The 25,486-nt window shown below is 64.9% G+C and carries 23 protein-coding genes; 12 read left to right on the plus strand and 11 right to left on the minus strand.

Features of this window, described 5'->3' with window-relative positions:
- Window positions 1-13 precede the first annotated feature (13 nt).
- The 9 genes from BM118_RS13755 to BM118_RS13795 form a co-directional block, all read right to left on the minus strand.
- The gene (locus tag BM118_RS13755; protein WP_177234271.1) at window positions 14-1,114 is read right to left on the minus strand and encodes an ABC transporter ATP-binding protein; all 1,101 of its coding nucleotides are present in this window, start codon (window positions 1,112-1,114) and stop codon (window positions 14-16) included.
- Window positions 1,114-2,103: an ABC transporter ATP-binding protein gene (locus BM118_RS13760; RefSeq protein WP_092186023.1), complete on the minus strand. Its 990-nt coding sequence runs from the start codon at window positions 2,101-2,103 to the stop codon at window positions 1,114-1,116. The genes BM118_RS13755 and BM118_RS13760 overlap by 1 nt, the downstream gene beginning before the upstream one ends.
- The gene (locus BM118_RS13765; RefSeq protein ID WP_092186025.1) at window positions 2,100-2,810 is read right to left on the minus strand and encodes a DUF1028 domain-containing protein; all 711 of its coding nucleotides are present in this window, start codon (window positions 2,808-2,810) and stop codon (window positions 2,100-2,102) included. The genes BM118_RS13760 and BM118_RS13765 overlap by 4 nt, the downstream gene beginning before the upstream one ends.
- A gap of 10 nt (window positions 2,811-2,820) precedes the next feature.
- Entirely contained in the window at window positions 2,821-4,626 is a 1,806-nt protein-coding gene (locus BM118_RS13770; protein ID WP_092186027.1) for a gamma-glutamyltransferase family protein, read from the minus strand.
- Between the two features lie 87 nt (window positions 4,627-4,713).
- Window positions 4,714-5,703, minus strand: coding sequence for an ABC transporter ATP-binding protein (locus tag BM118_RS13775; protein WP_092186029.1), 990 nt, complete (start codon window positions 5,701-5,703; stop codon window positions 4,714-4,716).
- Complete coding sequence (locus tag BM118_RS13780; protein WP_092186031.1) at window positions 5,700-6,686, minus strand: ABC transporter ATP-binding protein; 987 nt, start codon at window positions 6,684-6,686, stop codon at window positions 5,700-5,702. The genes BM118_RS13775 and BM118_RS13780 overlap by 4 nt, the downstream gene beginning before the upstream one ends.
- A 13-nt stretch (window positions 6,687-6,699) precedes the next feature.
- Window positions 6,700-7,671 (minus strand): ABC transporter permease, encoded by a 972-nt coding sequence (locus tag BM118_RS13785; protein WP_092186033.1) that lies wholly within the window; start codon window positions 7,669-7,671, stop codon window positions 6,700-6,702.
- Between the two features lie 10 nt (window positions 7,672-7,681).
- A complete protein-coding gene (locus BM118_RS13790; RefSeq protein ID WP_092186035.1) occupies window positions 7,682-8,662 on the minus strand; it encodes an ABC transporter permease in 981 nt (326 codons plus the stop codon).
- Window positions 8,663-8,766: 104 nt separating this feature from the next.
- Window positions 8,767-10,362: an ABC transporter substrate-binding protein gene (locus BM118_RS13795; RefSeq protein WP_092186037.1), complete on the minus strand. Its 1,596-nt coding sequence runs from the start codon at window positions 10,360-10,362 to the stop codon at window positions 8,767-8,769.
- A gap of 399 nt (window positions 10,363-10,761) precedes the next feature.
- Between BM118_RS13795 and BM118_RS13800 the strand changes: the two genes are divergently transcribed.
- The 6 genes from BM118_RS13800 to BM118_RS13825 all read left to right on the plus strand — a co-directional run bounded on the left by BM118_RS13800 (window position 10,762) and on the right by BM118_RS13825 (window position 18,576).
- Complete coding sequence (locus BM118_RS13800; RefSeq protein ID WP_011085662.1) at window positions 10,762-11,019, plus strand: DUF6489 family protein; 258 nt, start codon at window positions 10,762-10,764, stop codon at window positions 11,017-11,019.
- Complete coding sequence (locus BM118_RS13805; protein ID WP_092186039.1) at window positions 11,019-11,819, plus strand: esterase/lipase family protein; 801 nt, start codon at window positions 11,019-11,021, stop codon at window positions 11,817-11,819. Before BM118_RS13800 ends, BM118_RS13805 begins: the two co-directional genes overlap by 1 nt.
- Before the next feature lie 46 nt (window positions 11,820-11,865).
- Window positions 11,866-13,416, plus strand: a complete 1,551-nt coding sequence (locus BM118_RS13810; RefSeq protein WP_092186041.1) for a wax ester/triacylglycerol synthase family O-acyltransferase — start codon at window positions 11,866-11,868, stop codon at window positions 13,414-13,416.
- A gap of 10 nt (window positions 13,417-13,426) precedes the next feature.
- Complete coding sequence (locus BM118_RS13815) at window positions 13,427-14,422, plus strand: alpha/beta fold hydrolase (protein ID WP_092186043.1); 996 nt, start codon at window positions 13,427-13,429, stop codon at window positions 14,420-14,422.
- A gap of 117 nt (window positions 14,423-14,539) precedes the next feature.
- The gene (locus tag BM118_RS13820; RefSeq protein ID WP_092186045.1) at window positions 14,540-17,776 is read left to right on the plus strand and encodes a bifunctional cytochrome P450/NADPH--P450 reductase; all 3,237 of its coding nucleotides are present in this window, start codon (window positions 14,540-14,542) and stop codon (window positions 17,774-17,776) included.
- A gap of 125 nt (window positions 17,777-17,901) precedes the next feature.
- Window positions 17,902-18,576, plus strand: coding sequence for a spermidine synthase (locus BM118_RS13825; protein ID WP_092186047.1), 675 nt, complete (start codon window positions 17,902-17,904; stop codon window positions 18,574-18,576).
- A 29-nt stretch (window positions 18,577-18,605) separates the two neighbouring features.
- On the opposite strand, the gene BM118_RS13830 is transcribed toward BM118_RS13825, so the two are convergent.
- A complete protein-coding gene (locus tag BM118_RS13830; protein WP_092186049.1) occupies window positions 18,606-19,070 on the minus strand; it encodes a nuclear transport factor 2 family protein in 465 nt (154 codons plus the stop codon).
- Between the two features lie 128 nt (window positions 19,071-19,198).
- On the minus strand, window positions 19,199-20,113 hold the full coding sequence (locus BM118_RS13835; RefSeq protein WP_092186051.1) for an alpha/beta fold hydrolase: 915 nt from the start codon (window positions 20,111-20,113) through the stop codon (window positions 19,199-19,201).
- A gap of 168 nt (window positions 20,114-20,281) precedes the next feature.
- Between BM118_RS13835 and BM118_RS13840 the strand changes: the two genes are divergently transcribed.
- The 6 genes from BM118_RS13840 (at window position 20,282) to BM118_RS13865 (ending at window position 25,422) form a co-directional block, all read left to right on the plus strand.
- Complete coding sequence (locus tag BM118_RS13840) at window positions 20,282-20,665, plus strand: hypothetical protein (RefSeq protein WP_092186053.1); 384 nt, start codon at window positions 20,282-20,284, stop codon at window positions 20,663-20,665.
- Window positions 20,662-21,744 carry a PHA/PHB synthase family protein gene (locus tag BM118_RS13845; protein WP_092186055.1) on the plus strand — a complete coding sequence of 361 codons (1,083 nt, stop codon included), beginning with the start codon at window positions 20,662-20,664 and terminating at the stop codon, window positions 21,742-21,744. The genes BM118_RS13840 and BM118_RS13845 overlap by 4 nt, the downstream gene beginning before the upstream one ends.
- The gene (locus BM118_RS13850; RefSeq protein WP_177234272.1) at window positions 21,741-22,334 is read left to right on the plus strand and encodes a GNAT family N-acetyltransferase; all 594 of its coding nucleotides are present in this window, start codon (window positions 21,741-21,743) and stop codon (window positions 22,332-22,334) included. Before BM118_RS13845 ends, BM118_RS13850 begins: the two co-directional genes overlap by 4 nt.
- A gap of 214 nt (window positions 22,335-22,548) precedes the next feature.
- Entirely contained in the window at window positions 22,549-23,004 is a 456-nt protein-coding gene (locus BM118_RS13855) for a phasin (RefSeq protein ID WP_092186059.1), read from the plus strand.
- Between the two features lie 173 nt (window positions 23,005-23,177).
- The gene (locus BM118_RS13860) at window positions 23,178-24,464 is read left to right on the plus strand and encodes a DUF445 domain-containing protein (RefSeq protein WP_092186060.1); all 1,287 of its coding nucleotides are present in this window, start codon (window positions 23,178-23,180) and stop codon (window positions 24,462-24,464) included.
- Between the two features lie 187 nt (window positions 24,465-24,651).
- Window positions 24,652-25,422 carry an alpha/beta fold hydrolase gene (locus BM118_RS13865; RefSeq protein WP_092186180.1) on the plus strand — a complete coding sequence of 257 codons (771 nt, stop codon included), beginning with the start codon at window positions 24,652-24,654 and terminating at the stop codon, window positions 25,420-25,422.
- Window positions 25,423-25,486 lie beyond the last annotated feature (64 nt).

Here is a 25,486-nt window from a genome sequence, read left to right on the forward strand (position 1 = left end):
CTCTGTTTCACGGCTATGCGGGGTCCGTCCCCAATGAACTAACCCCGCCAGCGCGTGCTGCTTCCGGACCGCCGCTGAAGGCGGCAACCAATTTTTCAAGAACCGGCGAGAAACCGCCGTCCATGGGGACGATGGCCGCGGACGACGGCAGTTCCGACGTTCGGTGGCAGGCCGTTGCATGTCCGATGCCATCCGAGACAAGCTGAGGCATTTCGCTGCGGCAGCGGTCCACGACATAGGGACAGCGGGTGTGGAAGCGGCATCCCGGCGGCGGATTCAGCGCGCTGGGGATCTCTCCCTGAAGCACAATCCGGCTGCGCTTTGCCCGCGGTTTAGGCACGGGAATCGCGGACAGCAGCGCGCGGCTATAGGGGTGCCGGGGCGCGGCGAACAGCGCGTCCGCTTCCGCCGTCTCGACGATCTGGCCGAGATTCATCACCGCGACGTGGTCGGCGATGTGCTTGACCACGGCGAGGTCATGCGAGACGAAAATGTAGGCAAGGCCGAGCCGGTCCTGGAGCTCACGCAGGAGGTTCAGGATCTGCGAGCGGATCGAGACGTCGAGCGCCGAGACCGGCTCGTCGCAGATGATCAGCTTCGGTTCGACCGCGAGCGCGCGGGCAATGGCGATGCGCTGCCGCTGGCCGCCCGAGAATTCGTGCGGATAGCGCCGGGCAAGGCGCGGCTCCAGGCCGACCAGCCGCAAGATTTCCTCGACGCGCTCGCGCCGCCGCGCCGGCGGCACGAGATCGTGCAGCGCCAGCGGCTCGGTCAGGATCTGGCCGACCGTCATGCGCGGATTGAGCGAGGCGTAGGGGTCCTGGAAGATGATCTGCGCTTCACGGCGGAACGCGCGGAGCGTTCCGGCGTCGAGCGAGAGAAGGTCGCGGCCATCGAAACGGATCGTGCCGGCATCCGGCTCGATCAGCCGCAGCACCAGGCGGCTGACGGTGGATTTGCCGCAACCGGATTCGCCGACCAGGGCCAGCGTCTTGCCGGCTTCCAGCGAGAAGCTGACGCCATCGACCGCTTTGACATGCGCGAGCGCCCGGCCGAACAGCGAGCGCTCGGCGACGAAATGCTTGACCAGGCCTTCGACCTCGAGCAGCGCCATCACGACACCAGACGTTCGAGCGGCGCGCGGATGCAGCGCGAGAGGTGACCGGGGCTGATTTCCACGAGCGGTGGCGGCGCCTTGGTGCAGGCGTCCAGCACAAAGGGGCAGCGTGCGGCGAAGCGGCAGCCGACGGGGGGCTGCGCCATGTTCGGGACCATGCCTTCGATCGTCGCAAGCTGCTCGGCACGGTGGTCGAGCCGCGGGATCGAGCCGAGCAGGCCGACGGTGTAAGGATGCTGCGGCGTCGAGAACAATTCATCCACCGGCGCGCGCTCGACGATCTCACCGGCATACATCACCGCGACCTCGTCGCAGACCTCGGCGACCACGCCGAGGTCGTGGGTGATCAGGATGATCGCGGCGCCGCTTGCCGCCTTCAATTCCCGCATCAGCTCCAGGATCTGCGCCTGCAAGGTGACGTCGAGCGCGGTGGTCGGCTCGTCCGCGATCAGGAGGCGGGGGTCGCAGGCCAGCGCCATCGCGATCATCACGCGCTGGCGCATGCCGCCGGAGAGCTTGTGCGGATATTCGTCGATCCGCCGCTCCGGCGAGGGGATATGGACCCGCCGAAGCAGCTCGATCGCGCGGTCGCGTGCGCTGCGCCGCGAGCCGCCACGATGGCGCAGGATCGTCTCGATGATCTGGTCGCCGATGGTGAAGCTCGGGTTGAGCGAGGTCATCGGCTCCTGGAAGATCATCGCGAGCCGGTTGCCGCGGAGGTCGCGCAAGGTCTGATCGGATGTCTTCAGCAGGTCGAAGCCGTCGAAGCGGATCGCGCCTGATATCTCCGCGCTTTGCTTCGGCAGCAATCCCATGATCGCCAGCGATGTCACGCTCTTGCCGCAGCCGGATTCGCCGACGAGGCCGAGCGTCGCGCCATTGGCGACGCTGAGATCGACACTGTCGACCGCATGGGTGACGCGGCCGTCGTCGCCGTGGAAGCGGATACGCAGATCCGTGATCTCGATGAGTGGGCTTGTGCTCATGATCGTCTTGCACGCGCCGCGGCGATGCTGGCGTCGATGACGCTGCGATCGGTGTTGCCGGCCGGGTTCTGCCGTGTCGGCATGGAGTTGCGGAAGTGCACCCAGAGCTCGTGGCTGACCCGTTCGAGCCGCTCGAGCTCGCCGAGCGGATCGGAATGATCGTCGGCGCGAATGTCCAGCGCCGGCCATTCCTCCTCGCCGTGGATCAGGAGTGCTGCGGACTGCTTGCCGCGCTTGTCGCCGCCGGCGGCTTCGCCCGCGCGCATCGCCGCGAGCAGGCGGCGCGGAAAGGGCAGGCTGTCATTGGCGATGTAGGTTTTGGCCGTCTCGTCGAGCACGTCAGGGCCAGCCAGCATGTTGCCGGCGATGGAGAAGCCGCTGCCCGCGATGTGGCCGCACCAGTCGACGCAGTCGCGCCCGGTGTGCGCGGCAATCGCGCCGCTCGCGTCCATGATGTGAATCTGGCGGCTTTCGCGCCCGTCGTCGGTCGCGAGCAGGCTGGCGAGCACGTCATGCGCGTTCAGGCCTTCACGCAACAGCTTGACGCCGTCGATGCCGTAATAGGGATTGACGAAGGCCTGGGTCGCGATCGCGCCAAGGCCGGCGGCGATATAGGGCACGCGCGCGCCGACGGCGAAGAAGCGGGTTGCAACCGCGATGCCGAACTGGCCGGTGGCAGGATCACGTGCGATGATCGACCAGGTCATATTCTGTCCATCAGCGTCCTGCTGCGTAGCCCTGCATGCCGCGGGGATTGGCGGCGGCGCGGCGGCGCACCCCGACGCGCGAGGCTGCGGTGAGGCGGCCCTCGGACCAGTCGGGGCCGATCTCGACGATATGCCCGCGCTCACGCAGATTCTCGATCGTCGCCTTCGGCACGCGGTTCTCGACCACGAGCACGCCGGGGCGCGCGGTGCGCGGCCAGAACGAGATCGGGAAGTGCTCGGAATGCCAGGCCGGCGCGTCGATCGATTCCTGGAGATTGAGATTGCAATGGACGTGGCGCAGGAAGAATTGCGTGATCCACTGATCCTGCTGGTCGCCGCCCGGCGAGCCCCAGGCGAGATACGGCTCGCCGTCGCGCAGCGCCATGGTCGGCGACAGCGTCGTGCGCGGCCGCTTGCCCGGCGCGAGCGATGCCGGATGGTCTTCCTCCAGCCAGAACATCTGCGCGCGGCTGCCGAGGCAGAAGCCGAGCTCCGGAATGATCGGCGAAGATTGCAGCCAGCCGCCCGACGGCGTCGAGGAGACCATGTTGCCGGCCTTGTCGATGATGTCGAAATGCACGGTGTCGCCGCGCACCTCGCCGAAGCGTCCGACCGTCGGCTCGCCGGCGCCGAGCGCGCCGACCGCTTCGCGCTGGCCTTCGGCGCGCCGCAGCTTGACCACGCCGCCAAAGCCCTCGACCGAGCCGGGGCGGAAGTCGAGCGAGGCCTGCTCGGCGACCAGCTTGCGGCGTTCGTCGTTGTAGGCATCCGACAGCAGTGTCGCGACCGGGATCTCGTTGAACTTCGGATCGCCGTAGAATTTTTCGCGGTCGGCGAAGGCGAGCTTGGCGCATTCGATCTGGAGATGGATGAACTCCGGCCCGGTCGGGTCGAGTCCGTCGAGTGCAAAGCCCTTGAGCAGCGCGAGCTGTTGCAGCGTCACCGGCCCCTGGCTCCAGACACCGGCTTTGCAGACGGTGTAGCGGCCATAGTCGTAGGTGAGCGGCGCCTCGATGGTCGGCTGCCAGCGTGCCATGTCGTCGGCTGAGAGCACGCCGCGATGCGGCGAGCCGCTGACGTCCATCACCTCTTGCGTGCGGCAGAATTTGTCGATGGATTCCGCGACGAAACCGTGTGACCAGGATCTTCGCGCGCGCTCGATCTCGGCATCGCGGCCTCCGCCGCCGCTCTCGGCCTCGCTGAGGATGCGGGCGTAGGTCGCGGCCAGCGTCTTGTTGGTGAAGAGCGTGCCGGGCTTGGGTACCTCGCCGTTCGGCAGGTAGACCGCGGCCGAGGTCGGCCAGTGCTTGCGGAACAGCTGCTCGACGGTCTGGATCGTGGCGCAGGCGCGCTCGACCAGCGGGTAGCCGTCGCGCGCGTAGGAGATCGCGGGCTCCAGCACGTCGCGCACGCGCATGGTGCCGTAGTCTCGCAAGAGCATCATCCAGGATTCGAAGGTGCCGGGCACGCAGGCGGCGAGCAGGCCGGTGCCCGGCACCATGTCGAGGCCTTCGCTCTTGTAATGCGCGATGGTGGCGCGCGCCGGTGCAGGACCCTGGCCGCAGATCACCTCGGTGCGGCCGCGCTTCACGTCGTGCACGATAACGGGCACGTCGCCGCCTGGGCCGTTCAGATGCGGCTCGACCACCTGGAGCGTGAAAGCGGCGGCGACGCCGGCATCGAAGGCGTTGCCGCCCTTTTCCAGAATAGCCATGCCGACGGCGGTCGCGATCCAGTGCGTGGTGGCGACGACCCCGAACGTGCCCTCGATCTCGGGACGCGTCGTGAAGGGATCTGGATTGACGTTGCTGGCCATGGGATTTCGCTACCTTCGTTGTGGCGCGCGCAATTGATCACAGGCGATGCCGTGCCGCCAATGCGCAGGCCGCATGGCACGCGCGCGTCACGCCGGTACCGGCGCGGTGTTAACCGCATGGCAGGCGACGCCGTCGATCAGTTCCGGCGCTTCCTTGCGGCAGAGATCGAACGCCAGCGGACAGCGCGGATTGAAGGCGCAGCCGGGCGGCGGATTGATCGGGTTCGGGATCTCGCCCTTGACCGGAATGCGCTGGCGGCCGCTCATGGCAAGATCAGGCACGGCGCCCAGCAGCATCTTGGTGTAGGGCATGCGCGGACGGGCGAACAGCTCGCGGCCTTCCGCGATCTCGACGATGCGGCCGAGATACATCACGCCGACGCGGCTCGCCATGTGGCGGACCACGGCAAGGTTGTGGCTGATGAACATGTAGGTCAGGCCGAACTTGTCCTGGAGGTCGCGCATCAGGTTCAGGATCTGCGCCTGCACCGAGACGTCGAGCGCCGAGGTCGGCTCGTCGCAGACGATGAACTCGGCATCGGAGGCGAGCGCCCGTGCGATCGCGATACGCTGGCGCTGGCCGCCGGAGAATTCGTGCGGAAATTTCAGCCGGTCGTCGGGATGCAGGCCGACGAGGCTGAGCAGCTCGCCGACGCGCGCCTGGATGTCGCGCTCGCCCTGGATCAGGTCGAAGGCGCGGATCGGCTCGGAGATGATGGCATCGACCCGGAAACGCGGGTTCAGGCTCGCATAGGGGTCCTGGAATATCATCTGGATGCGGCGGCGCAGCTTTCGCCGCGCCGGCGCCTGCCGCGGGTCGGCCATCGAGACGCCGTCGATCTGGACGTCGCCGGAGCTCGGCGGCAACAGGCCGACCACCATCCGCGCCACCGTGGTCTTGCCGGAGCCGGACTCGCCGACCAGCGCAAAGGTCTCGCCCTTCCTGATGTCGAAGGTGACGTCGTCGACAGCCTTCAGATATTCGAGATGCCCGCCTTCCAGCACGCGGTTGAGCCAGGGCTTCGAGACATCGAAGACGCGGCGCAGATTTGTGGCCTTGACGAACGGGGCGCTCATGCCGCGCTCTCCGCCGGCACGTTGTCATAGAGATGGCAGGCGACTGATTGCGTGCCCCGCGGCAGTGGCTCCGGCCGATCGACACGACAGCGGTCGAATGCGAATGCGCAGCGCGGATTGAACGAGCAGCCGCGCGGAATCGCCGACAGGCGCGGCATGGAGCCGGGAATCTGCACCAGGCGCTTGTCCTCGCCCGCGAGCGTCGGGATCGCGCCCATCAATCCCTTTGCGTAGGGATGCAGCGGGTTCCTCACGACGTCCTGCACCGGACCGATCTCGGCGACGCGGCCGGCATACATCACCGCGACGCGGTCCGAGGTCTCCGCGATCACGCCCATGTCGTGCGTCACCAGCATCACCGCGGTGCCGTGATCGCGGCCGAGCCGCTTGATCAGCGAGATGATCTGCGCCTGCACGGAGACGTCGAGCGCCGTGGTCGGCTCATCCGCGATGATCAGCTCCGGCTCGGCGCAGATGGCCAGTGCAATCACCACGCGCTGGCGCATGCCGCCGGAGAACTCGTGCGGATAGCCGTCGATGCGCTTTTCCGGCGCGGGAATACCGACTTCGGCGAGCAGGTCGATGGCGCGGCGGCGAGCCGCCTGTTCGGACAGATTGAGGTGGGTCCGGATCGTTTCCACGATCTGGTCGCCGACCCGATACAGCGGATTGAGCGAGGTGAGGGGATCCTGGAAGATCATGCCGATGCGTTTGCCGCGGATGCGGCGCATCTCCTCCGGCGGCAGATTATCGATGCGCAGGCCCGCGAGATGAATCTCGCCGCCGGCGATGCGGCCCGGCGGATCGATCAGGCCGATCACCGAAAGGCCGGTGACGGATTTGCCGGCGCCGGATTCGCCGACCACGCCGAGCACCTCGCCCTTGGCGATGTCGAAGGAGATGTCGTCGATGGCGCGCAGCGTGCCGCGGCGGGAGGCGAACTCCACCTGAAGATTACGCACGGAGAGAACAGGTTCGGTCATGGGCGAGGCGTACTCATCGAAGTTTTGGGTTGAGCGCGTCGCGCAGCCAGTCGCCGAGCAGGTTGATGGAGAGGATCAGCGCGGCGAGCGCGAGCCCCGGAAAGGCGACGATCCACCATTCGCCCGCGAACAAATAGTTGTTGCCGATGCGGATCAGCGTGCCGAGCGAGGGCATGGTGTCGGGCAGGCCGACGCCGAGGAAGGACAGCGTCGCCTCGGTGATGATGGCGAGCGCGAGGTTGATGGTGGCGATGACCAGGATCGGACCCATCGTGTTCGGCAGCACATGCCGCAGCATGATCACGGGAGCGGGCAGGCCGATCAGCTGCGCGGCGGCCACGTAGTCCTTGTTCTTCTCGACCATCACGGAACCGCGCACGGTCCGGGCATACCCGACCCAGAAACTCAGGCCGATCGAGATCACCAGCACCACCAGCATGCTGGTCGCATCCAGCCGGTTGCCGAGGATCGATTTCGCGATGCCATTGACCAGCAGCGCGATCAGGATGGCGGGGAAGGTGAGTTGGACGTCGGCGATCCGCATGATCACGCCGTCCACCGCGCCGCCGAAATAACCGGCGATCAGGCCGAGCGCGATGCCGAGCGCACCGGCGAAGATCACGCCGGCGACGCCGACGGCGAGCGAGATACGCATGCCATAGAGGATGGCGGAGAACACGTCGCGGCCCTGCTCATCGGTGCCGAGCAGGAACGGGCTCTGGCCGTCGGCGGTCCATAGCGGCGAAATCCGCGAGTTCATCAGCTGAAGTTGCGCCGGATCGAACGGGTTCTGGACCGCAAGCCAGGAGGCAAAGATCGCAAGCAGGAAGAACAAGACCGTGATGGCGGCCGCAACCATGGTGAGCTTGGAGCGGCGGAAGGAATAGAAGACGTCGCTGTCGAGCGCGCGGCTGAACCAGCCGCGGGCGGCGTACGTCGGCTGCGTGCTCTGCTTGTCGGAGTTGGAGACGACTGCGTCGGACATGCAGGCTGCCTTATGTCGCGCGGCCGACGGTCGAGCGCAGGCGCGGATCGACCACGGTGTAGAGGATATCGACCACCAGATTGATGGTGACGAAAATCAGCGAGACCATCAGCAGGTAGGCGGCCATGATCGGGATATCGACGTTTTGCACGGCCTGGACGAACAGAAGTCCCATGCCCGGCCACTGGAACACGGTTTCGGTGATGATCGAAAATGCAATAACCGAGCCAAACTGGAGCCCGGCCACCGTGATCACGGGAATGAGCGTGTTCTTCAGCGCGTGGCCGAAATGGATGGCACGGGTGGTCAGCCCCCGGGCGCGCGCGAAGCGGATATAGTCGGTTCGCAGCACTTCCAGCATCTCCGCGCGCACCAGCCGCATGATCAGGGTCATCTGGAACAGGCCGAGCGTGATCGAGGGCATGATCAGCGCCTTCAGGCCCGACAGCGTGAGCAGGCCCGTCGTCCACCAGCCGAGCCTGACCACCTCGCCGCGGCCGAACGAGGGCAACCAGCCCAATGTCACCGCGAACAGATAGATCAGGAGGATGCCGATCAGGAACGTCGGCAGCGAGATGCCGATCAGCGAAACCGCCTGGAATAATTTGGCGAGCGCGGTGTCGCGCTTCAGCGCCGAATAGACGCCCATCAGGATGCCGAACACCATGGCAAATACGGTCGCGCAGATCGCAAGTTCCAGCGTCGCGGGCATGCGCTCCATCAATAGCGTCGAGACCGGCTGGCGGAACTGATAGGAGACGCCGAACTTGAACTGCGCGGCGTCGCCGAAATAGCGCACGAATTGCACCGGCACGGGATCATCGAGGCCGAGCGACTTGCGCACGGCTTCGCGTTCGGCCGCCGACGTGTCGATCGAGACGATCTGGTTGACGGGATCGCCGGCGAATCGGAACATCGAGAATGCGATGATGCCAACGGCAAACATGACGCCGATAGCCTGAACGGCGCGGCGTAGAGTGAAAGCGAGCATTTCTTCCACTGTCCTTGGGTGTGCTTACAGCCGACGTCTTGGTCGGCCGGAAAAGGAAAGGTCCCGGAAGCCTGACGCTCCCGGGACCTTGTGTTCAACTGACGCTATTCCTTCTTGGTCGCCCAATGGAACATGACGAGATTGTCGGCGCGCTGCGGCAGGTTGACCTTCTTCGATACGCCCCAGGCCAGCGCCTGCTGGTGCAGCGGGATGTAGGACCAGTCCTTGTTGCCGATTTCGTAGGCCTGCTTGATCAGCTGGTTGCGCTTGGCGGTGTCGGTTTCGACCAGCACCTTGTCGGTGATGGCGTCGAACTCCTTGTTGCAGTAACCGCCGAGATTGGCCTCACCGCGCGAGGATTTCGCATCGTCGCGGCAGCCCATGATGTCGTAGAGCACGTTATGGGAATCCATCGTGCTCGGCGTCCAGCCCAGCAGATAGAACGAGGTCTGGTAGCCGCCCTGCTTCAGCACCTTGGCGAAGTACTGCGCCTTCGGCTGCGCCAGCAGATTGATCTTGACGCCGATGCGGGCGAGCATGCCGACGACGGCCTGGCAGATCGCGGCGTCGTTGACATAACGATCGTTCGGGCAGTCCATGGTGACCTCGAAGCCGTCGGGATAGCCGGCCTCGGTCAGGAGCTTCTTGGCGCCGTCGGGATCGAATTTCGGCCGCGTGAACTCCTTGGACAGTATGAACAGCTCCGGCGCAATCATCAGCGCCGACGGCGCCGACAGCCCGCGCATCACGCGCGTCTTGATCAGCTCGATGTCGATCGCCTTGTAGAACGCCTCGCGGACCTTGATGTCCTTGAACGGGTTCTTGCCCTTGATGTTGGAGTAGAGCAGCTCATCCCGCATCTGGTCGAAGCCGATGAAGATGGTGCGCAGCTCCGGCCCCTTCAGCACCTGGGCATTCGGGCTGGAATCGACGCGGGAGATGTCCTGGATCGGCACCGGCTCGATGACGTCGACTTCGCCCGAGAGCAGGGCGGCGACGCGGGTGGCGTCGGAGGAGATCGGGGTGAAGATGATCTCCTTCAGATTGCCTTCGACCTTGCCCCAGTAATTGGGATTGGCCTTGAACACCGTCTTCACGCCGGGCTGATGGCTCTCGATGATGAAGGGGCCGGTGCCGTTCTCGTGGAGCGAGGCGTAGCTCGGCGTGGTCGCCGCCACCGGCGTCGGGTCGACGACGTTGTTCTCCTCGGCCCATTTCTTGTCCATGATGTACCAGACATCCCACGAGTTATGAAGGATGGGATTGGGCGAGGGCAGGACGAAATCGACGGTGTAGTCGTCGACCTTGACCACCTTGACGTCGGGCGCAAGACGGGTCTGCATATTGGACCCCTTCTTGCGGACGCGATCGGCGGAGAACACCACGTCGTCGGCGGTGAAGGGGTCGCCGTTGTGGAATTTCACGCCCTTGCGCAAATGGAAGCGCCAGCGGGTCGGCTCCGGAGTTTCCCAGCTTTCCGCCAGCGCCGGAATGATCTTGAGGTCCTTGTCGCGCGCGGTGAGGCCTTGATAGACGTGACCGAGATGGGCGTGGGTGGTGCTCTCGTTGAGTGTATAGGGGTCGAGCGACTTCAGGTCACCCTGGTTGGCATAACGTAGCGTCTGGCTCGACGCCGGCGAGACCGCCAACGCAAGCGTACCGGCGAGCGTCGCCGCAAACAGAGTTCGTCCGACTGACATTCTTGACCCTCTCCACTCTGCCGCGCCGTGATTTTTCATTGTTCGGCGGGGCTTATCGATCCATGTTGCCCAGAGTTCACGACCCGTGCAAGCGCCATTCCAGCAAGGAACGCGCCAAGTTGCACCGCTGTGCAGCAATGCTGACCGGCAATCTAGGGGAGGCAGGCGCGCGAATGACATTCGACTTTCGACCTGTGAAGTCCCGGGATAAAGGGAGACTGGCCCTGTCGGCCGTTGGCCTCTCCGCGGTCCGCGCTGCGGTCGCGGCCGAGCGATTTGATTGACCATACCCGCCGATTGCGGGAGCCTGCGCCCCGCAGCGCGTCTGAGGTCGCTTGCGTTGCACACCGTGTCGCGGCGATACTCCGACAGACTGCTCGAATCTCATCCGGAGGGGACATGAAAGTTAACATCGAAATCGACTGCACCCCCCTAGAGGCCCGTCAGTTCTTCGGATTGCCGGATGTCTCGCCGATGCAGATTGCCGTCATGGACAAGCTGCAGCAGCAGGTCCTGAGCAATATCGACAAGGTCTCGCCGGAATCGCTGATCCAGAGCTGGTTCACTTTCGATCCGAAGCTCGCCGAGCGGTTTCAGGACATGTTCGTCACCATGGCCGGCCTCGGCGGAACGCGCAGCAGCGACAAGAAGAAATAATGGCGCCCGGGCGGGACGGGCCGCAAGCGTCAGACCGGCTTCGTCCGCCGGGCCTTGGTTTGCTGCTCGCCGAAGCCCGCGGGCTGTTCGAGTTCAACGCCAGCCTGCTGTTGTCGCCGCTCCTGATGCGCGCACCCAGGGGCGACGGCCATCCGGTGCTGACGCTGCCCGGCTTTCTCGCCAGCGATCTTTCGATGGCGCCGATGCGGCGCTATCTCAGCGAGCTCGGCTATGAGGCACATGCCTGGCGGATGGGCCGCAATCTCGGCGGGCTGGGGCGGATGCGGGAAGCTCTTCGTGCCCGCCTCGCCGAGATCCACGCCGCGAGGGGGCGCAAGGTCAGCCTGGTCGGATGGAGCCTCGGCGGCGTCTATGCCCGCGATCTCGCGCTCCAGGCGCCGGACATGGTCCGTTACGTCGTGACGCTCGGCAGTCCTTTTGCCAACGACGTGCGGGCGACCAATGCCACGCGGCTCTACGAGGCGCTGTCCGGCGAACGGGTCGAGGATTTTGCCGAACTGCGCGAGGCGATCGCCGGCGATCTGCCGGTGCCGGCGACGTCGATCTATTCTCGCGCCGACGGTGTCGTGAACTGGCGGACCTGTCTGTTGCGCCCCTCGGACCGTGCCGAGAACATCGAGGTGCACCTGGCGAGCCATATCGGGCTCGGCGTGAACCCCGCAGCGCTGTGGGCCGTGGCGGACCGGCTGGCGCAACCGGAGGGGGAATTCTGGCCATTTGACCGGGCAGGGCCGTTTGCCATTGCATATGCCCCGCCGGAGCGGGCAATATCGGCCTGACGAGAAGCGCCGCCAAGGCGCCCGTCAAATCTTGCGGGAGGGAACTATGGCTGACGGTAAGAAGCTGTCGTCGCTGGACGCGTCGTTTCTCTATCTGGAAACGCCGGAAATGCCGATGCATGTCGGCAGCATGGCGATCTTTCGCCTGCCCGACGATTACAAGGGCGACTTCTTCGAAGACTTCAAGGCGATGATCGTCTCGCGCCTGCACATCGCGCCGATCCTGAAGGCGCGGCTGGAGAAGGCGCCGCTCGACATCGACCATCCCTCCTGGGTCGAGGACGATCAGTTCGACATCGACCGTCACATCTTTCGCGCCAGCCTGCCGCAGCCGCGCGACCGCGCCACGCTGGAGCGCATCGTCGGCTGGATGCACGCCAAGCTCCTGAACCGCGCCCGCCCGCTCTGGGAGTTCTACGTGTTCGAGGGCATGAAGGACAACGAGGTCGGGCTCTATTCCAAGATGCACCATGCCGCCATCGACGGTGGTGCCGGCGCGGCCCTGACCAACATGATCTACGACATCTCGCCGATCCCGCGGAAGGTCGATCCGCCGGCGGCGGGAGCAAAGCCCGGACAGGAGCCGCGCGACATCGCCGCCAACCTGCTCGATTCCTACCAGCAGCTCTTCAGCCAGCCGCTCGATGCGTCGGCCGCTGCGAAGAACCTGCAGCTGCCGCGCACCGGCAAGAGCGACATCGGCTCGATCCTGTTCGACAACGCGATGTACCAGATCGAGAGCGCGGTGCGCTTCGCCGGCAACATCCCGACCGTGCTCAAGAGTGTGTCCGACGTGCTCGGCAAGGTCGCCGATCCGAAGTCGCGCGAGAGCCTGGCCAGCATGGTGTCGCCGCCGACCATGCTCAACAAGACCATCTCCTCGGAGCGCAGCTTCGCCGGCGTGTCGATCCCGCTGTCGCGGGCGAAGGCGCTGGCCAAGCAGGCCGGCGGCAAGCTCAACGACGTCGTGCTGGCGCTCGCCTCCGGCGTGGTCCGCCGCTATCTCCGGCAATACGGCACGCTGCCGGCGAAATCGCTGACCGCCGCGGTGCCGATCTCGCTGCGCGAGGAAGGCAACACCGAGGCCAACAACCAGGTTTTCGGCATGATCTGCGCGATCGCGACCGACATCGACGATCCAAAGGCGCGACTGGAGGCGATCATCGCGCAATCGACCAAGTCCAAGGAGATGTCGCATCCGCTGCGTGCCCTGATGCCGCAAGTGTCCAACATCTCGATGCTGGGCGCGCCGATCATGGTGCAGATCCTGGCACTGCTCTACAGCCGCTCGAACCTGTCGGACGTGCTGCCGCCGGCCGCCAACATCACGGTGTCCAACGTGCCCGGACCGCGGCAGACGCTCTACGCGGCGGGTGCCGAGCTGCTGCACATCTTCCCGGTGTCGATCTCGACGCACGGGCAGGCGCTCAACATCACCGTGCAGAGCTATCGCGACCAGCTCGATTTCGGTTTCATCGTCGGTGCCAACATCATTCCGCATGTGCAGGTGATGTGCGACATGTTGCCCGAGGAGTTTGCTGCGCTGGAGGCGGCCTACGCCCCACCCGCGGCCGACATCAAGGGCGCTGCAGAGTAGGATTGTCTCGATGATCGAAATGCCGCCGCTCAAGTTCGTGCAGACGAACGGAATCCGCATGGGTTATTACGAGGCGGGTCCGGTCTCCGATACCCCGCCGATGGTGCTGTGCCATGGCTGGCCGGAACTCGCCTTCTCCTGGCGCCATCAGATCAAGGCGCTGAGCGAGGCCGGAATCCGGGTGATCGCACCGGACCAGCGTGGCTATGGCGCGACCGACCGGCCCGAGCCGGTCGAGGACTACGACATCGAGCACCTGACCGGCGATCTCGTCGGTCTGCTCGATCATCTCGGGATCGACAAGGCGATCTTCGTCGGCCACGACTGGGGCGGCTTCATCGTCTGGCAGATGCCGCTGCGGCATATCGGCCGTGTCGCCGGCGTGGTCGGCATCAATACCCCCCATACCAACCGGGCCTGGGCCGATCCGATCGAGCTCCTGCGCGCGCGGTTTGGCGACAAGATGTACATCGTGCAGTTCCAGGACCCGTCGCGTGAGCCCGACAGGATTTTTGGCAGCCGCGTCGAGCAGACCTTCGATGCGTTCATGCGCAAGCCGGCGCCGCGCCCGCCCGACGCGCCGGCGGAGGAAGTGGTTGCCGGCGTCGGCGCTTCGCCACGGCTCAACCTGGCGTTTCCGCAGATGATTGCGGCCTATGACGCGAAGCACGATCCGCGTGCGCCGATCCTGTCGCCGGAAGAGAAGAAGGTGTTCGTCGACAATTTCACCAGGACCGGCTTTACCGGCGGCATCAACTGGTACCGCAACATGTCGCGCAACTGGGTGGGCGCCGAAGGGCTCGATCATACGGTACGCGTGCCGTCGCTGATGATCATGGCCGAGAACGACGCGGTGCTGCCGCCGTCTTCCGCCGATGGTATGGACAAGCTGATTCCCGATCTCGAAAAATATCTGGTCCGCGACAGCGGCCATTGGACGCAGCAGGAGAAGCCGGACGAGGTCAGCGCCAAGCTGATCGAATGGCGTAGAAGGCGATTTGGGTAGTTCGTCATTGCGAGCGAAGCGAAGCAATCCAGGATCTCTCCGCGGTGACGGTCTGGATTGCTTCGTCGCAAGAGCTCCTCGCAATGACGAGGGTTACTGAGGGGGAAGCGCACGTCAATGTCATCCAAGAATCGTCTGGACCCGATTCCGCAGCCGCCGACCAAGCCGGTGGTCGGCAACATGCTGTCGCTGGATTCCGCCGCCCCTGTGCAGCACCTGACGCGGCTGGCCAAGGAGCTCGGGCCGATCTTCTGGCTCGACATGATGGGCTCGCCGATCGTCGTCGTCTCCGGCCACGATCTCGTCGACGAGCTCTCCGACGAGAAGCGGTTCGACAAGACGGTGCGTGGCGCGCTGCGGCGCGTGCGCGCGGTCGGCGGCGACGGCCTGTTCACGGCCGACACCAGGGAGCCGAACTGGAGCAAGGCGCACAACATCCTGCTTCAGCCCTTCGGCAACCGCGCCATGCAGTCCTATCACCCCAGCATGGTCGACATCGCCGAGCAGCTCGTCAACAAATGGGAGCGGCTGAACGCCGACGACGAGATCGACGTCGTCCACGACATGACGGCGCTGACGCTGGACACGATCGGCCTGTGCGGCTTCGAGTACCGCTTCAATTCGTTCTACCGGCGCGACTACCATCCCTTCGTCGAGTCGCTGGTGCGCTCGCTCGAAACCATCATGATGACGCGCGGTCTGCCGTTCGAGCAGATCTGGATGCAGAAGCGGCGCAAGACGCTCGCCGAAGACGTCGCCTTCATGAACAAGATGGTCGACGAGATCATCGCAGAGCGCCGCAAGAGCGCGGAAGGGGTCGACGACAAGAAGGACATGCTCGCGGCGATGATGACCGGCGTCGACCGCTCGACCGGCGAGCAGCTGGACGACGTCAACATCCGTTATCAGATCAACACGTTTTTGATCGCCGGCCACGAGACCACAAGCGGCCTGTTGTCCTACACGCTCTATGCGCTCTTGAAGCATCCCGACATCCTCAAGAAGGCCTATGACGAGGTCGATCGCGTCTTCGGTCCCGATGTCAACGCGAAGCCGACCTATCAGCAGGTGACGCAGCTCACCTACATCACGCAGATCCTGAAGGAGGCGCTGCGGCTGTGGCCGCCGGCGCCGGCCTACGGCATCTCACCGCTGAGCGACGAGACCATCGGCGGCGGCAAGTACAAGCTCAGGAAGGGCACGTTCATCACCATTCTGGTGACGGCACTGCATCGCGATCCCTCCGTCTGGGGGCCGAATCCCGATGCCTTCGATCCCGAAAATTTCAGCCGCGAGGCGGAGGCCAAGCGGCCGATCAATGCCTGGAAGCCATTCGGCAACGGTCAGCGTGCCTGCATCGGCCGCGGCTTTGCCATGCACGAGGCCGCGCTCGCGCTCGGCATGATCCTCCAGCGCTTCAAGCTGATCGACCACCAGCGCTACCAGATGCACCTGAAGGAAACGCTGACGATGAAGCCGGAGGGCTTCAAGATCAAGGTTCGCCCCCGCGCGGATCGCGAGCGCGGTGCTTATGGCGGGCCTGTCGCAGCTGCATCCTCAATGCCAAAGGCACCGCGCCAGCCGACGGCGCGGCCCGGCCACAACACGCCGATGCTGGTGCTTTACGGCTCCAATCTCGGCACCGCCGAGGAACTCGCGACGCGCATGGCCGACCTCGCCGAGATCAACGGCTTTGCCGTGCATCTCGGGCCGCTCGACGAGTACGTCGGCAAGCTGCCGCGGGAGGGGGGCGTGCTGATCATCTGCGCCTCCTATAACGGAGCGCCCCCGGACAATGCGACGCAGTTCGTCAAATGGCTCGGCGACGACCTGGCGAAGGATGCCTTTGCCAGTGTGCGCTACGCCGTGTTCGGCTGCGGCAACAGCGACTGGGCCGCGACCTATCAATCGGTGCCGCGTTTCATCGACGAGCAATTGTCGAAGCACGGCGCGCGCGCGGTCTATCCGCGCGGCGAGGGCGATGCGCGCAGCGACCTCGACGGTCAGTTCCAGAAATGGTTCCCGGCGGCTGCCCAGGTCGCCACCAAGGAATTCGGCATCGACTGGAACTTCACCCGCACCGCGGAGGACGACCCGCTCTACGCGATCGAGCCTGTGGCGGTGACCGCCGTCAACACCATCGTCGCCCAGGGCGGCGCGGTGGCGATGAAGGTGCTGATCAATGACGAACTTCAGAACAAGAGCGGGTCCAATCCGTCGGAGCGCTCGACGCGACATATCGAGGTGCAGCTGCCGTCCAATATCACCTACCGCGTCGGCGATCATCTGAGCGTCGTCCCGCGCAACGACCCGACGCTGGTGGATTCGGTTGCCCGCCGCTTCGGTTTCCTGCCGGCCGACCAGATCAGGCTTCAGGTCGCCGAAGGCCGCCGCGCGCAATTGCCGGTCGGCGAGGCCGTATCGGTCGGCCGCCTGCTCAGCGAGTTCGTCGAGCTGCAGCAGGTGGCGACGCGGAAGCAGATCCAGATCATGGCCGAGCACACGCGCTGCCCGGTCACCAAGCCGAAGCTGCTGGCCTTCGTCGGCGAGGAGGCCGAGCCGGCCGAGCGCTACCGCACCGAGATTCTGGCGAGGCGCAAATCGGTGTTCGACCTGCTGCTCGAATATCCGGCCTGCGAATTGTCGTTCCACGTTTATCTGGAAATGCTCTCGCTGCTCGCGCCGCGCTATTACTCGATCTCCTCCTCGCCGTCGGTCGATCCGGCGCGTTGCAGCGTCACGGTCGGCGTGGTCGAAGGGCAGGCCGCCTCCGGGCGCGGCGTCTACAAAGGCATCTGCTCCAACTATCTCGCCAACCGCCGCTCGGGCGATGCGATCTACGCCACCGTGCGTGAGACCAAGGCCGGCTTCCGGCTCCCGGATGATCCATCCGTGCCGATCATCATGATCGGCCCGGGCACGGGACTTGCGCCGTTCCGCGGCTTCCTCCAGGAGCGCGCCGCGCGCAAGGCGAGAGGCGCTACGCTTGGTCCGGCCATGTTGTTCTTCGGCTGCCGCCACCCCGACCAGGATTTTCTCTACGCCGACGAGCTGAAGGCGCTGGCGGCAGGCGGCATCGCCGAGCTCTTCACGGCGTTCTCGCGCGCGGATGGACCGAAGACCTATGTGCAGCACGTGATCGCAGCGCAGAAGGACAAGGTCTGGCCGCTGATCGAGCAGGGCGCCATCATCTACGTCTGCGGCGACGGCGGTAAGATGGAGCCGGACGTGAAGGCCGCGCTCGTCGCGATCCATCGCGAGAAGAGCGGTAGCGATGCCGCCGCCGGTGCGCGCTGGATCGAGGAGATGGGCGCGAAGAACCGCTATGTGCTCGACGTCTGGGCGGGCGGTTAGCCGTAGATTGTAGGGTGGGTTAGCGAAGCGTAACCCACCATGTTTCAGCGCACGCAGAACGAAGTTGGTGGGTTACGCCTTCGGCTAACCCACCCTACGATTTCCGATCGTGCTAAAGCTCGCGCATGATTCCCTGGGAAAAGATCGACACCGCCCAAATCCCCGGCTCCGATGGCGAGCTCCGCCTGATGCGGCGCGGCAAGGAGTTCTCCATCATGCTCGGCACCAACGAGCTGATGAACAGCCGCCTGTCGGGCTCCGAGGCAGCGCTTGCGACATTGGCGGCGAAGCAGATCGAGACGGTCGCAAAGCCCGTCGTCCTGATCGGCGGCCTCGGCATGGGCTTTACGCTGCGTGCGGCGCTCGCCGTGCTCGGCAGCGAGGCGAAGATCGTGGTCTCCGAGCTCGTGCCTGCGGTGGTCGCCTGGGCGCGAGGTCCGATGTCGCAGGTCTTCGGCGACAGTCTCGATGATGTCAGGGTGAGCATCCGCGAGACCGATGTCGCCGAAATTATCCGGGCGCAGCGGTCGGCCTTCGATGCCATTCTCCTCGACGTCGATAACGGGCCGGAGGGGCTGACCCGGAAGGGCAATGATGCACTCTACAACGCGAGCGGGCTGAAGGCGGCCAAGACGGCGCTGCGGCCGGGCGGCGTGCTCGCCGTCTGGTCGTCGGGGCCCAACCCGGCATTCACCAGGCGCCTTGGGAGCGTCGGCTTCGACGTGAATGAAGTCAACGTCCGCGCCACCGGAAGAGGCGGCGGCGCGCGCCACGTGATCTGGATCGCGAGGAAGAGCTAGGCGGTCTGCCTCTCTGCGTGTTCGATCCGTCAGAACATTGTGTTGCCGTTTGCCGGATTTTCAGGAATCTCCTGAACGACGTCCCAGTGTTCGACGATCTTGCCGTTCTCCAGCTTGAAGATATCCACGATCGCGCGGCCCCTGGTGCCGGGCTCGCGAACGGAGTGGACGTGCAGGATGACGTAGTCGCCATCCACGAAGCTGCGCTTGATCTCGCTGCGCGAGTTCGGAAACTTTTCACGGAGGAAGCCGATGAACTTCCGGAAGCCGTCCGGACCATCTGCCGCATTCGGATTGTGCTGCACATAGCGGTTACCGATATAGGCGATCGCTGCATCAGCGTCCTTCTGATTGAGGCCCTTCTCGTAGAAGGCAAGCACGGCGGCGCGGTTGGCTTCTTCCTGCGCGCTGCCGGCGATCGCGGCGCCGCTACCGAGGGACAGCATGAGGATGGAAGCCGCAATCATTGCGATCGGGCGGACGATGAGATGCATGTGACCTCCGAGAGGCCGCGGCCTCTGTCTTGCGATTGAGGGAGGCCTGTATAGCTTTCGCGCCGGCTCGCGTTAAGACAGTAACCGGCAGCTCACATGGTCACTGCGGAGAGACCACCCGCGTCGATCTACGCCGCCCGCACTGCTGCGCCATGCGCGTGCTTGTCGATGGCGCCGATGATCTCCGGCCAGAAGCGCATCGGTAGCGCGTGGCCCATGCCCTCGATCATCAACAGTTTTGCGCCGGGGATCGAGGTTGCCGTGTCCTTGCCGCCTTCGGGATGGACCAAGGGATCAACCGTGCCGTGGATCACCAGCGTCGGTGCTTTCACGCTATGCAGCCGCTCCTTGCGGCTGCCGGAGGCAAGCACGGCGCGCAATTGCCGGCCGACGCCGGCCGGATTGAGCCCGCGCGCGAACACGCGCTCGGCACGACCAGGATCGAGTGCTTCCTCTTCCGGAAAGGCCCCGGCGCGCAGCACCTTCCAGGTCTGGCCGAAGCGGACGATGAACTCCTCCTTGCTGCGCGGCGGCGGAGCCATCAGCATCGCGGCGGCCTCGCGTGTCGGCGGCGGCACGCGAGGATTGCCCGTCGTCGACATGATCGAGGTCAGCGAGCGCACGCGCTGCGGAAACGACAGCGTCACCTCCTGCGCGATCATGCCGCCCATGGAGGCGCCGACCAGATGCGCCGACTTGATGCCGAGCGCGTCCATCAGGCCAACGGTGTCCTTGGCCATATCGATCAGCTTGTAGGTTGCGGCGACGGGAATCCTGAGGAAGCGCAGCTTCAGCAGCTCGAGCGGCGTCAGGCGTTTGCCGCCGGTCAGATGGCTCGACTTGCCGATGTCGCGATTGTCGAAGCGGATCACGCGAAAGCCGTGCACGGCGAGCTGCTCGCAGAACGCATCGTCCCAATGGATCATCTGCGCCCCGAGCCCCATGATCAGCAGCAGCGGCTCGGCGTTGTCGTCGCCAAAAATCTCGTAGCAAATGTCGATGCCGTTGGCGCGGACGGTCTTGGGCGGCTGATGGGCGTTCACGGGCGCGGTCCCTCCTGCTGATCGATGCTGTATCGCACGGTTTCCTGCCGCAAAGAAGCGGCGGGCGCATCAGCGCACCTGTTGCTTGCCGGTTGACCGGCACCGCCCAACGGTGTCGTATGGCGAAAAAAGAAGGGCATCGCAGCTCTCGATTTCAGGAGGACGCCGATGACCGACAAGTCCAACGACCCCATTGCCGTGTGGCAGAAGATGGTTGGCGAGATGGAGAAGGGGTTCAACTCTTTCGCCAATCAAGCCATGTCGTCGCCTGAGTTCTCGCAAGCGATGAATCGGGCCGGCGGCGTTGCTGCAGGTGCTCAGAAGCAGCTCGGCGAGCTCATGGAGAAATACCTTGTCAGTATGAATCTGCCGAGCCGGGAGCAGGTCACGGGTCTTGCGGAACGGCTACAGTCCATCGAGGCCCAGATCGGCGAGATGAAGTCGATGCTGAGCCAGATGGCGGCAGGTTCCGGACTGCCGCAAGGCGTCGACGGTGCGCCGCGGCCGCCGCGGACGAAACGCCCGCCGTCCGAAGGCGGAGAGCCCAAATGAACGCGCCGACGGGACTTGATTTCGCCTCCATCCCGGAGCGCATCCAGTCCGAGGTGCAGCGCGCAATCCAGCGCAGCATCAAGGGCGTCGAATATTTCTCGACCTCCGGCCCGACGCTCGGCTCGACGCCGAAAGACGTGTTGCATTCGCGCGGCACGATGAGCCTCTACCACTATCGGCCGATGTCGGACGAGATCTACCGCGTGCCGGTGCTGATCGTGATGGCGACCACCAATCGCGGCTACATCCTCGACCTCGTGCCGGGCCAGAGCTTCATCGAGTTCCTCCTGAGGCGCGGCTACGACGTCTACATGCTCGACTGGAGCGCACCGCGTCCGGAAGAGAAGAGCCTGCGGATGGAGGACTACGTCCTCGACTTCATCCCGGATTGCGTCCGCCGCGTGCAGCAGGATTCCGGCGAGCAGGACGTCTCCGTCATCGGCTACTGCTTCGGCGGCGTGCTGTCGCTGCTCTACGGCTCGATCCACAAGGACGGGCCGATGAAGAACTTGATCTGCTTCACCACGCCGATCGACTTCCGCGAGATGAAGCTGTTCTCCAATTTCTCCGACCGCCGCTATTTCGACGTCGACCGCCTCGTCGACAGCGTCGGCAACGTGCCGCCGGAGATGATCCTGTCTTCGTTCGAGATGCTGCGCCCGGCCTCGCGCACGGTGAGCCAGATTCAGCTCTGGGAAAACATCTGGAACGACGAGTTCGTCAAGTCCTACCGGATGTTCGATCGCTGGGCGACCGATACGCTGCCGCTGGCTGGAGAATATTTCCGCACCATCACCAAGGACCTGATGTGGGACAACAAGCTGTTCAACGACACCATGTCGGTCGGCGGCCGCGCGGCGAAGCTCGAAGACATCAAGGTTCCGATCCTGCATGCGGTCGCCGAGCACGACCACATCGTGCCCTATGATGCAGCAAAGCACCTGATCGCGAAGATTGGATCGGCGGACAAGGAGGAGGTGATGCTGAAAGGCGGTCACGTCTCGCTGGTCGCCGGCGCCAACGCGGTGAAGCGGCTGTGGCCGAAACTGGACTCCTGGCTGGGGAAGAGATCGACATGAGTGAGCAGCGTTCCTATCCGCGTCAGGTCAAGACCGACGCCGGCGATATCGAGATCCGCCTGATGTCGTCTGCGGACGAAGCCGCGGTGCTCGCCTTCGGCAAGGGCCTGCCGACGCACGATCTCCTTTTCCTCCCACGTAACATCAGCGAGCCAAAAGTGCTCTCGGCCTGGGTCAAGGAGATCGAGCGAGGTGCGATCACGAGCCTGCTCGCGGTGAAGGACGGCAAGGTCGTCGGCTGCGGCACGCTGGTGCGCGATCCGCATTCCTGGTCGCCCCATGTCGGCGAGATTCGCATGGTGGTCTCGCTCGACGTGCGCGGGAAGGGGGTGGGGCGGGCGCTGTCGCAGGAGACCTTTGCGCTCGCGCTCGGCGCAGGCCTGGAAAAGCTCTCGGTCCAGATGACGGTCGATCAGCAGGCGGCGATCGCGCTGTTCGAAAGCCTCGGCTTCAAGGCCGAGGCGCTGCTGCGCGACCACGTCCGCGACGTCGACGGCAAGACCCACGACATTGTCGTGCTCGGCCACAACATCGCGCAGGTCCAGGCCCAGATGGAGGCCTATGGGCTGCCGGGCGCCGTCCAGCATTGAGACCACAAAGACCGGCCGGTCACTGTTGCTCGGGAACCAATTGGTGAGGGAGGCATCATATTGCCTCCTGTTAAGGCTGTTCACGATTTCGTGATATCGCAGTGCAATAGGAATATTGCACTGCACAATTAACTGTGTCATATAAGCCGTGCCCCGGGCCAATGCGGACGGGGTGAGCCCATAGCTCAGACCAATGAGGATGGAGAGACCCCCAATGACCACCGAAACCAACACCGCTTTCGAGGGCTTCAAGGACGCGTTCAAGAACATCCAGAACCTGGAAGTTCCCGAGGCTGCCCGCGAGTTCGTCAAGAAGAGTGCCAGCACTGCCAAGGACCGCGCTGCCGAGGTTTTCGCAGGCTCCGAGCGGGTGACCGCCGCCGTCGAGAACGCGGTGACCGAATCCGTCGCCGAAGCCGGCAAGATCAGCCGCAACATCCAGCAGGCGATCTACGAGGACGCCGAAGCGTTCTTCTCGGGCATCGACAAGCTCGCGTCCGCCAAGTCGTTCAGCGAAGCCGTCGAGATCCAGTCGAGCCTGCTCCGCTCCCGCGGCGAAGCGCTCGTCTCGCGCGCCAAGGCGACCACCGACTATCTCGGCAAGCTCGCCGCCAACGGCGCGAAGTCCGCTCAGGACAACTTTGCCAAGGTCTACAACAAGACCGCCTGATTGCGCGTCGCGTTGACAAACTGAATTTTGAGGCCCGCTTCGGCGGGCCTTGTTTTTTGCGCTGCCGTCATCATCGGTCGTCATTCCGGGGCGCCCAAAGGGCGAACCCGGAATCTCGAGATTCCGGGTCCGGTCCTGCGGACCGTCCCGGAATGACGTAACCTCGGTGAATCATGACCCCACCCGCCGCCCTCTCCTTCGACACACCCGGCGACGCCGAGCGCGCGGCCGAGTTGCGCCGCGTGAAAGCCTTGGCGACGTTGGTGCTCGCCTCGACGCTGGCCTTGTTCGTCGTCGCGAAATGGCTTCTGCCCGTGCATCCCGTGTTCGGCTTCATCGCGGCCTTCGCGGAAGCCGCGACCATCGGCGGCCTCGCCGACTGGTATGCCGTGGTCGCGCTGTTCAAGCGGCCGCTCGGCCTGCCGATCCCGCATACCGCGATCATCCAGAGCAACCAGGCCCGCATCGCCGACAAGCTCGGCGAGTTCATCCAGGTGCATTTCCTCGAGGCCGGACCCGTCGAAGCCAAGCTGAACGAGATCGATTTCGGCTCCTTCGTTGCCGACTGGCTGCGCGACCGCAAGCGCAGCGATGATCTCGCGCGCTTCGCGCTACGCCTGCTGCCGGAGGCCGTTTCGGCGACGGAAAGTTCCGGCCTGATGACCTTCATCATCCGCCGCATGTCCTCGCAACTCCAGGCGATCGACCTTGCGCCGCTCGCGGCCGGCACGTTGCGCGGCTTCGTCGCGGAGGGGCGGCACCAGATCCTGTTCGACGATCTCCTGCGCGTGATGCACGAGACGCTGAATCAGAAAGAGACGATGGCGATGATCCGCGAGAAGGTGCGCGCGGAATTGCCGACCCTGCTCAGGCTCTACCGCGCTGACAAGTTTCTGGTGAACAAGATCGTGGCGTCCGCTACCGCTTTCTTCAATGAGGTGCGCAGCGATGCCAAACATCCGTTCCGCGGCGAGTTCGACCGCATGGTGCTGAGCTTCGTCGACCGGCTTGGCACCGACCAGGCCTATATCGATCGCATCGACGGCCTGAAACGCGATCTGCTGGCGCGGCCCGAGCTTGCCGATCTCGCCCGCACCGTCTGGGCCAACGCGCGCTCCTTCATCGAGCGCAGCGCCTCCGGCGAGACGCAGGTGCTTCAGCATCATCTCGCCGGCATGTTCGTTGCCGCGGGCGAGGCGCTCGCCGGCGATGCCGAACTGCGCGGCGAGATCAACAAGGGTCTGGTGACGGTGCTGCGCAGCTTCGTCGCGGACCAGAAGAGCGGCGTCTCCACCTTCATCTCCGACCAGGTCAAGGCATGGGATATGGCGCAGCTGATTTCGCTGATCGAAATCAACATCGGCCGCGACCTGCAATACATCCGCTTCAACGGCTCGCTGATCGGCGGCCTCGCCGGACTCGCGCTCTACTCCGTAGAATTCCTGCTTCGATGGCTGTGACTTTTGCGTCACGGACGTTAGCATTAACGCACGGGCCTATTGTGGCCCCGCGTCTCTCCCGCTTGAATGTCGGGAACCGGCCGCCTAGCTGATTCATGTTGCGCTGCGGAACGTTCAAGAAGCCGGCGTATTGGAATTCACGCCCATTGCCGGCGTCGCAGCCGGCGCCTTCCCAAGGGAAACATTGATGATCGCTACTGCCCAGACGCTGCGTCCGCCGTCCCGTGCCCTGATGTTTCTGGAAGGGCGCGCGATCCACGAGTTCGGCGCATTCCTCGGTGCGCTGCCGCTGCTGAGCCTCGCGCCGCGCGGCGACGGGCATCCGGTGCTGGTGCTGCCGGGCCTGGTGGCCTCCGACGCGTCCACGCGCGCGCTGCGCAGCTTTCTGTCCGGCAAGGGTTACGCGGTGAGCGGCTGGCGCCAGGGCCGCAACTACGGCCTGCGTCCGGGTGTGCAGCATGCGATGGTCGATCTGGTCCAGGAGCTCAGCGACACGCACGGCCGCAAGATCAGCCTGGTCGGCTGGAGCCTCGGTGGCCTCTATGCGCGCCAGCTCGCCAAGATGATGCCCGAGCGTGTGCGTCAGGTGATCACCCTGGGCAGCCCCTTTGCCGGCGATCCGCGCTCCACCAATGCCTGGCGCGTCTACGAATGGGCGAGCGGCCAGAAGGCCGACCAGGTCGATCCGCGCTTCGGCGGCGAGCTTGCCGTGCCGCCGCCGGTGCCGACCACCGCCATCTTCAGCCGCACCGACGGCGTCTGCGCCTGGCAGGGCTGCATGGAGAAGTCGGGCGCCGAGACCGAGAGCATCGAGATCGAGAGCAGCCATTGCGGCATGGGGCATCACCCCGCCGCGGTTTACGCTGTCGCGGACCGGCTTGCGCAGAAGGAAGGCCAGTGGATGCCCTTCGACCGAAGCGGCTGGCGCAGCCTGTCGTATCCCGATCCGCATCGGTAAGCGGGCCTTCATGGTTCGAGACGCGCGGCTTTGCCGCGCTCCTCACCATGAGGGTTGAGGGCAG

It is taken from the genome of Bradyrhizobium sp. cf659, assembly GCF_900113725.1.
Lineage (GTDB): Bacteria > Pseudomonadota > Alphaproteobacteria > Rhizobiales > Xanthobacteraceae > Bradyrhizobium.

Bases quoted from the DNA above. Each gene is read 5' to 3' on its own strand.
- BM118_RS13780 (WP_092186031.1), bottom strand. From the start codon at position 6,686: ATGACCGAACCTGTTCTCTCCGTGCGTAATCTTCAGGTGGAGTTCGCC.
- BM118_RS13840 (WP_092186053.1), top strand. From the start codon at position 20,282: ATGACCGACAAGTCCAACGACCCCATTGCCGTGTGGCAGAAGATGGTT.
- BM118_RS13755 (WP_177234271.1), bottom strand. From the start codon at position 1,114: ATGGCGCTGCTCGAGGTCGAAGGCCTGGTCAAGCATTTCGTCGCCGAG.
- BM118_RS13850 (WP_177234272.1), top strand. From the start codon at position 21,741: ATGAGTGAGCAGCGTTCCTATCCGCGTCAGGTCAAGACCGACGCCGGC.
- BM118_RS13785 (WP_092186033.1), bottom strand. From the start codon at position 7,671: ATGTCCGACGCAGTCGTCTCCAACTCCGACAAGCAGAGCACGCAGCCG.
- BM118_RS13855 (WP_092186059.1), top strand. From the start codon at position 22,549: ATGACCACCGAAACCAACACCGCTTTCGAGGGCTTCAAGGACGCGTTC.
- BM118_RS13825 (WP_092186047.1), top strand. From the start codon at position 17,902: ATGATTCCCTGGGAAAAGATCGACACCGCCCAAATCCCCGGCTCCGAT.
- BM118_RS13845 (WP_092186055.1), top strand. From the start codon at position 20,662: ATGAACGCGCCGACGGGACTTGATTTCGCCTCCATCCCGGAGCGCATC.
- BM118_RS13860 (WP_092186060.1), top strand. From the start codon at position 23,178: ATGACCCCACCCGCCGCCCTCTCCTTCGACACACCCGGCGACGCCGAG.
- BM118_RS13830 (WP_092186049.1), bottom strand. From the start codon at position 19,070: ATGCATCTCATCGTCCGCCCGATCGCAATGATTGCGGCTTCCATCCTC.
- BM118_RS13800 (WP_011085662.1), top strand. From the start codon at position 10,762: ATGAAAGTTAACATCGAAATCGACTGCACCCCCCTAGAGGCCCGTCAG.
- BM118_RS13815 (WP_092186043.1), top strand. From the start codon at position 13,427: ATGATCGAAATGCCGCCGCTCAAGTTCGTGCAGACGAACGGAATCCGC.
- BM118_RS13760 (WP_092186023.1), bottom strand. From the start codon at position 2,103: ATGAGCACAAGCCCACTCATCGAGATCACGGATCTGCGTATCCGCTTC.
- BM118_RS13775 (WP_092186029.1), bottom strand. From the start codon at position 5,703: ATGAGCGCCCCGTTCGTCAAGGCCACAAATCTGCGCCGCGTCTTCGAT.
- BM118_RS13810 (WP_092186041.1), top strand. From the start codon at position 11,866: ATGGCTGACGGTAAGAAGCTGTCGTCGCTGGACGCGTCGTTTCTCTAT.
- BM118_RS13805 (WP_092186039.1), top strand. From the start codon at position 11,019: ATGGCGCCCGGGCGGGACGGGCCGCAAGCGTCAGACCGGCTTCGTCCG.
- BM118_RS13770 (WP_092186027.1), bottom strand. From the start codon at position 4,626: ATGGCCAGCAACGTCAATCCAGATCCCTTCACGACGCGTCCCGAGATC.
- BM118_RS13765 (WP_092186025.1), bottom strand. From the start codon at position 2,810: ATGACCTGGTCGATCATCGCACGTGATCCTGCCACCGGCCAGTTCGGC.
- BM118_RS13790 (WP_092186035.1), bottom strand. From the start codon at position 8,662: ATGCTCGCTTTCACTCTACGCCGCGCCGTTCAGGCTATCGGCGTCATG.
- BM118_RS13820 (WP_092186045.1), top strand. From the start codon at position 14,540: ATGTCATCCAAGAATCGTCTGGACCCGATTCCGCAGCCGCCGACCAAG.
- BM118_RS13795 (WP_092186037.1), bottom strand. From the start codon at position 10,362: ATGTCAGTCGGACGAACTCTGTTTGCGGCGACGCTCGCCGGTACGCTT.
- BM118_RS13865 (WP_092186180.1), top strand. From the start codon at position 24,652: ATGATCGCTACTGCCCAGACGCTGCGTCCGCCGTCCCGTGCCCTGATG.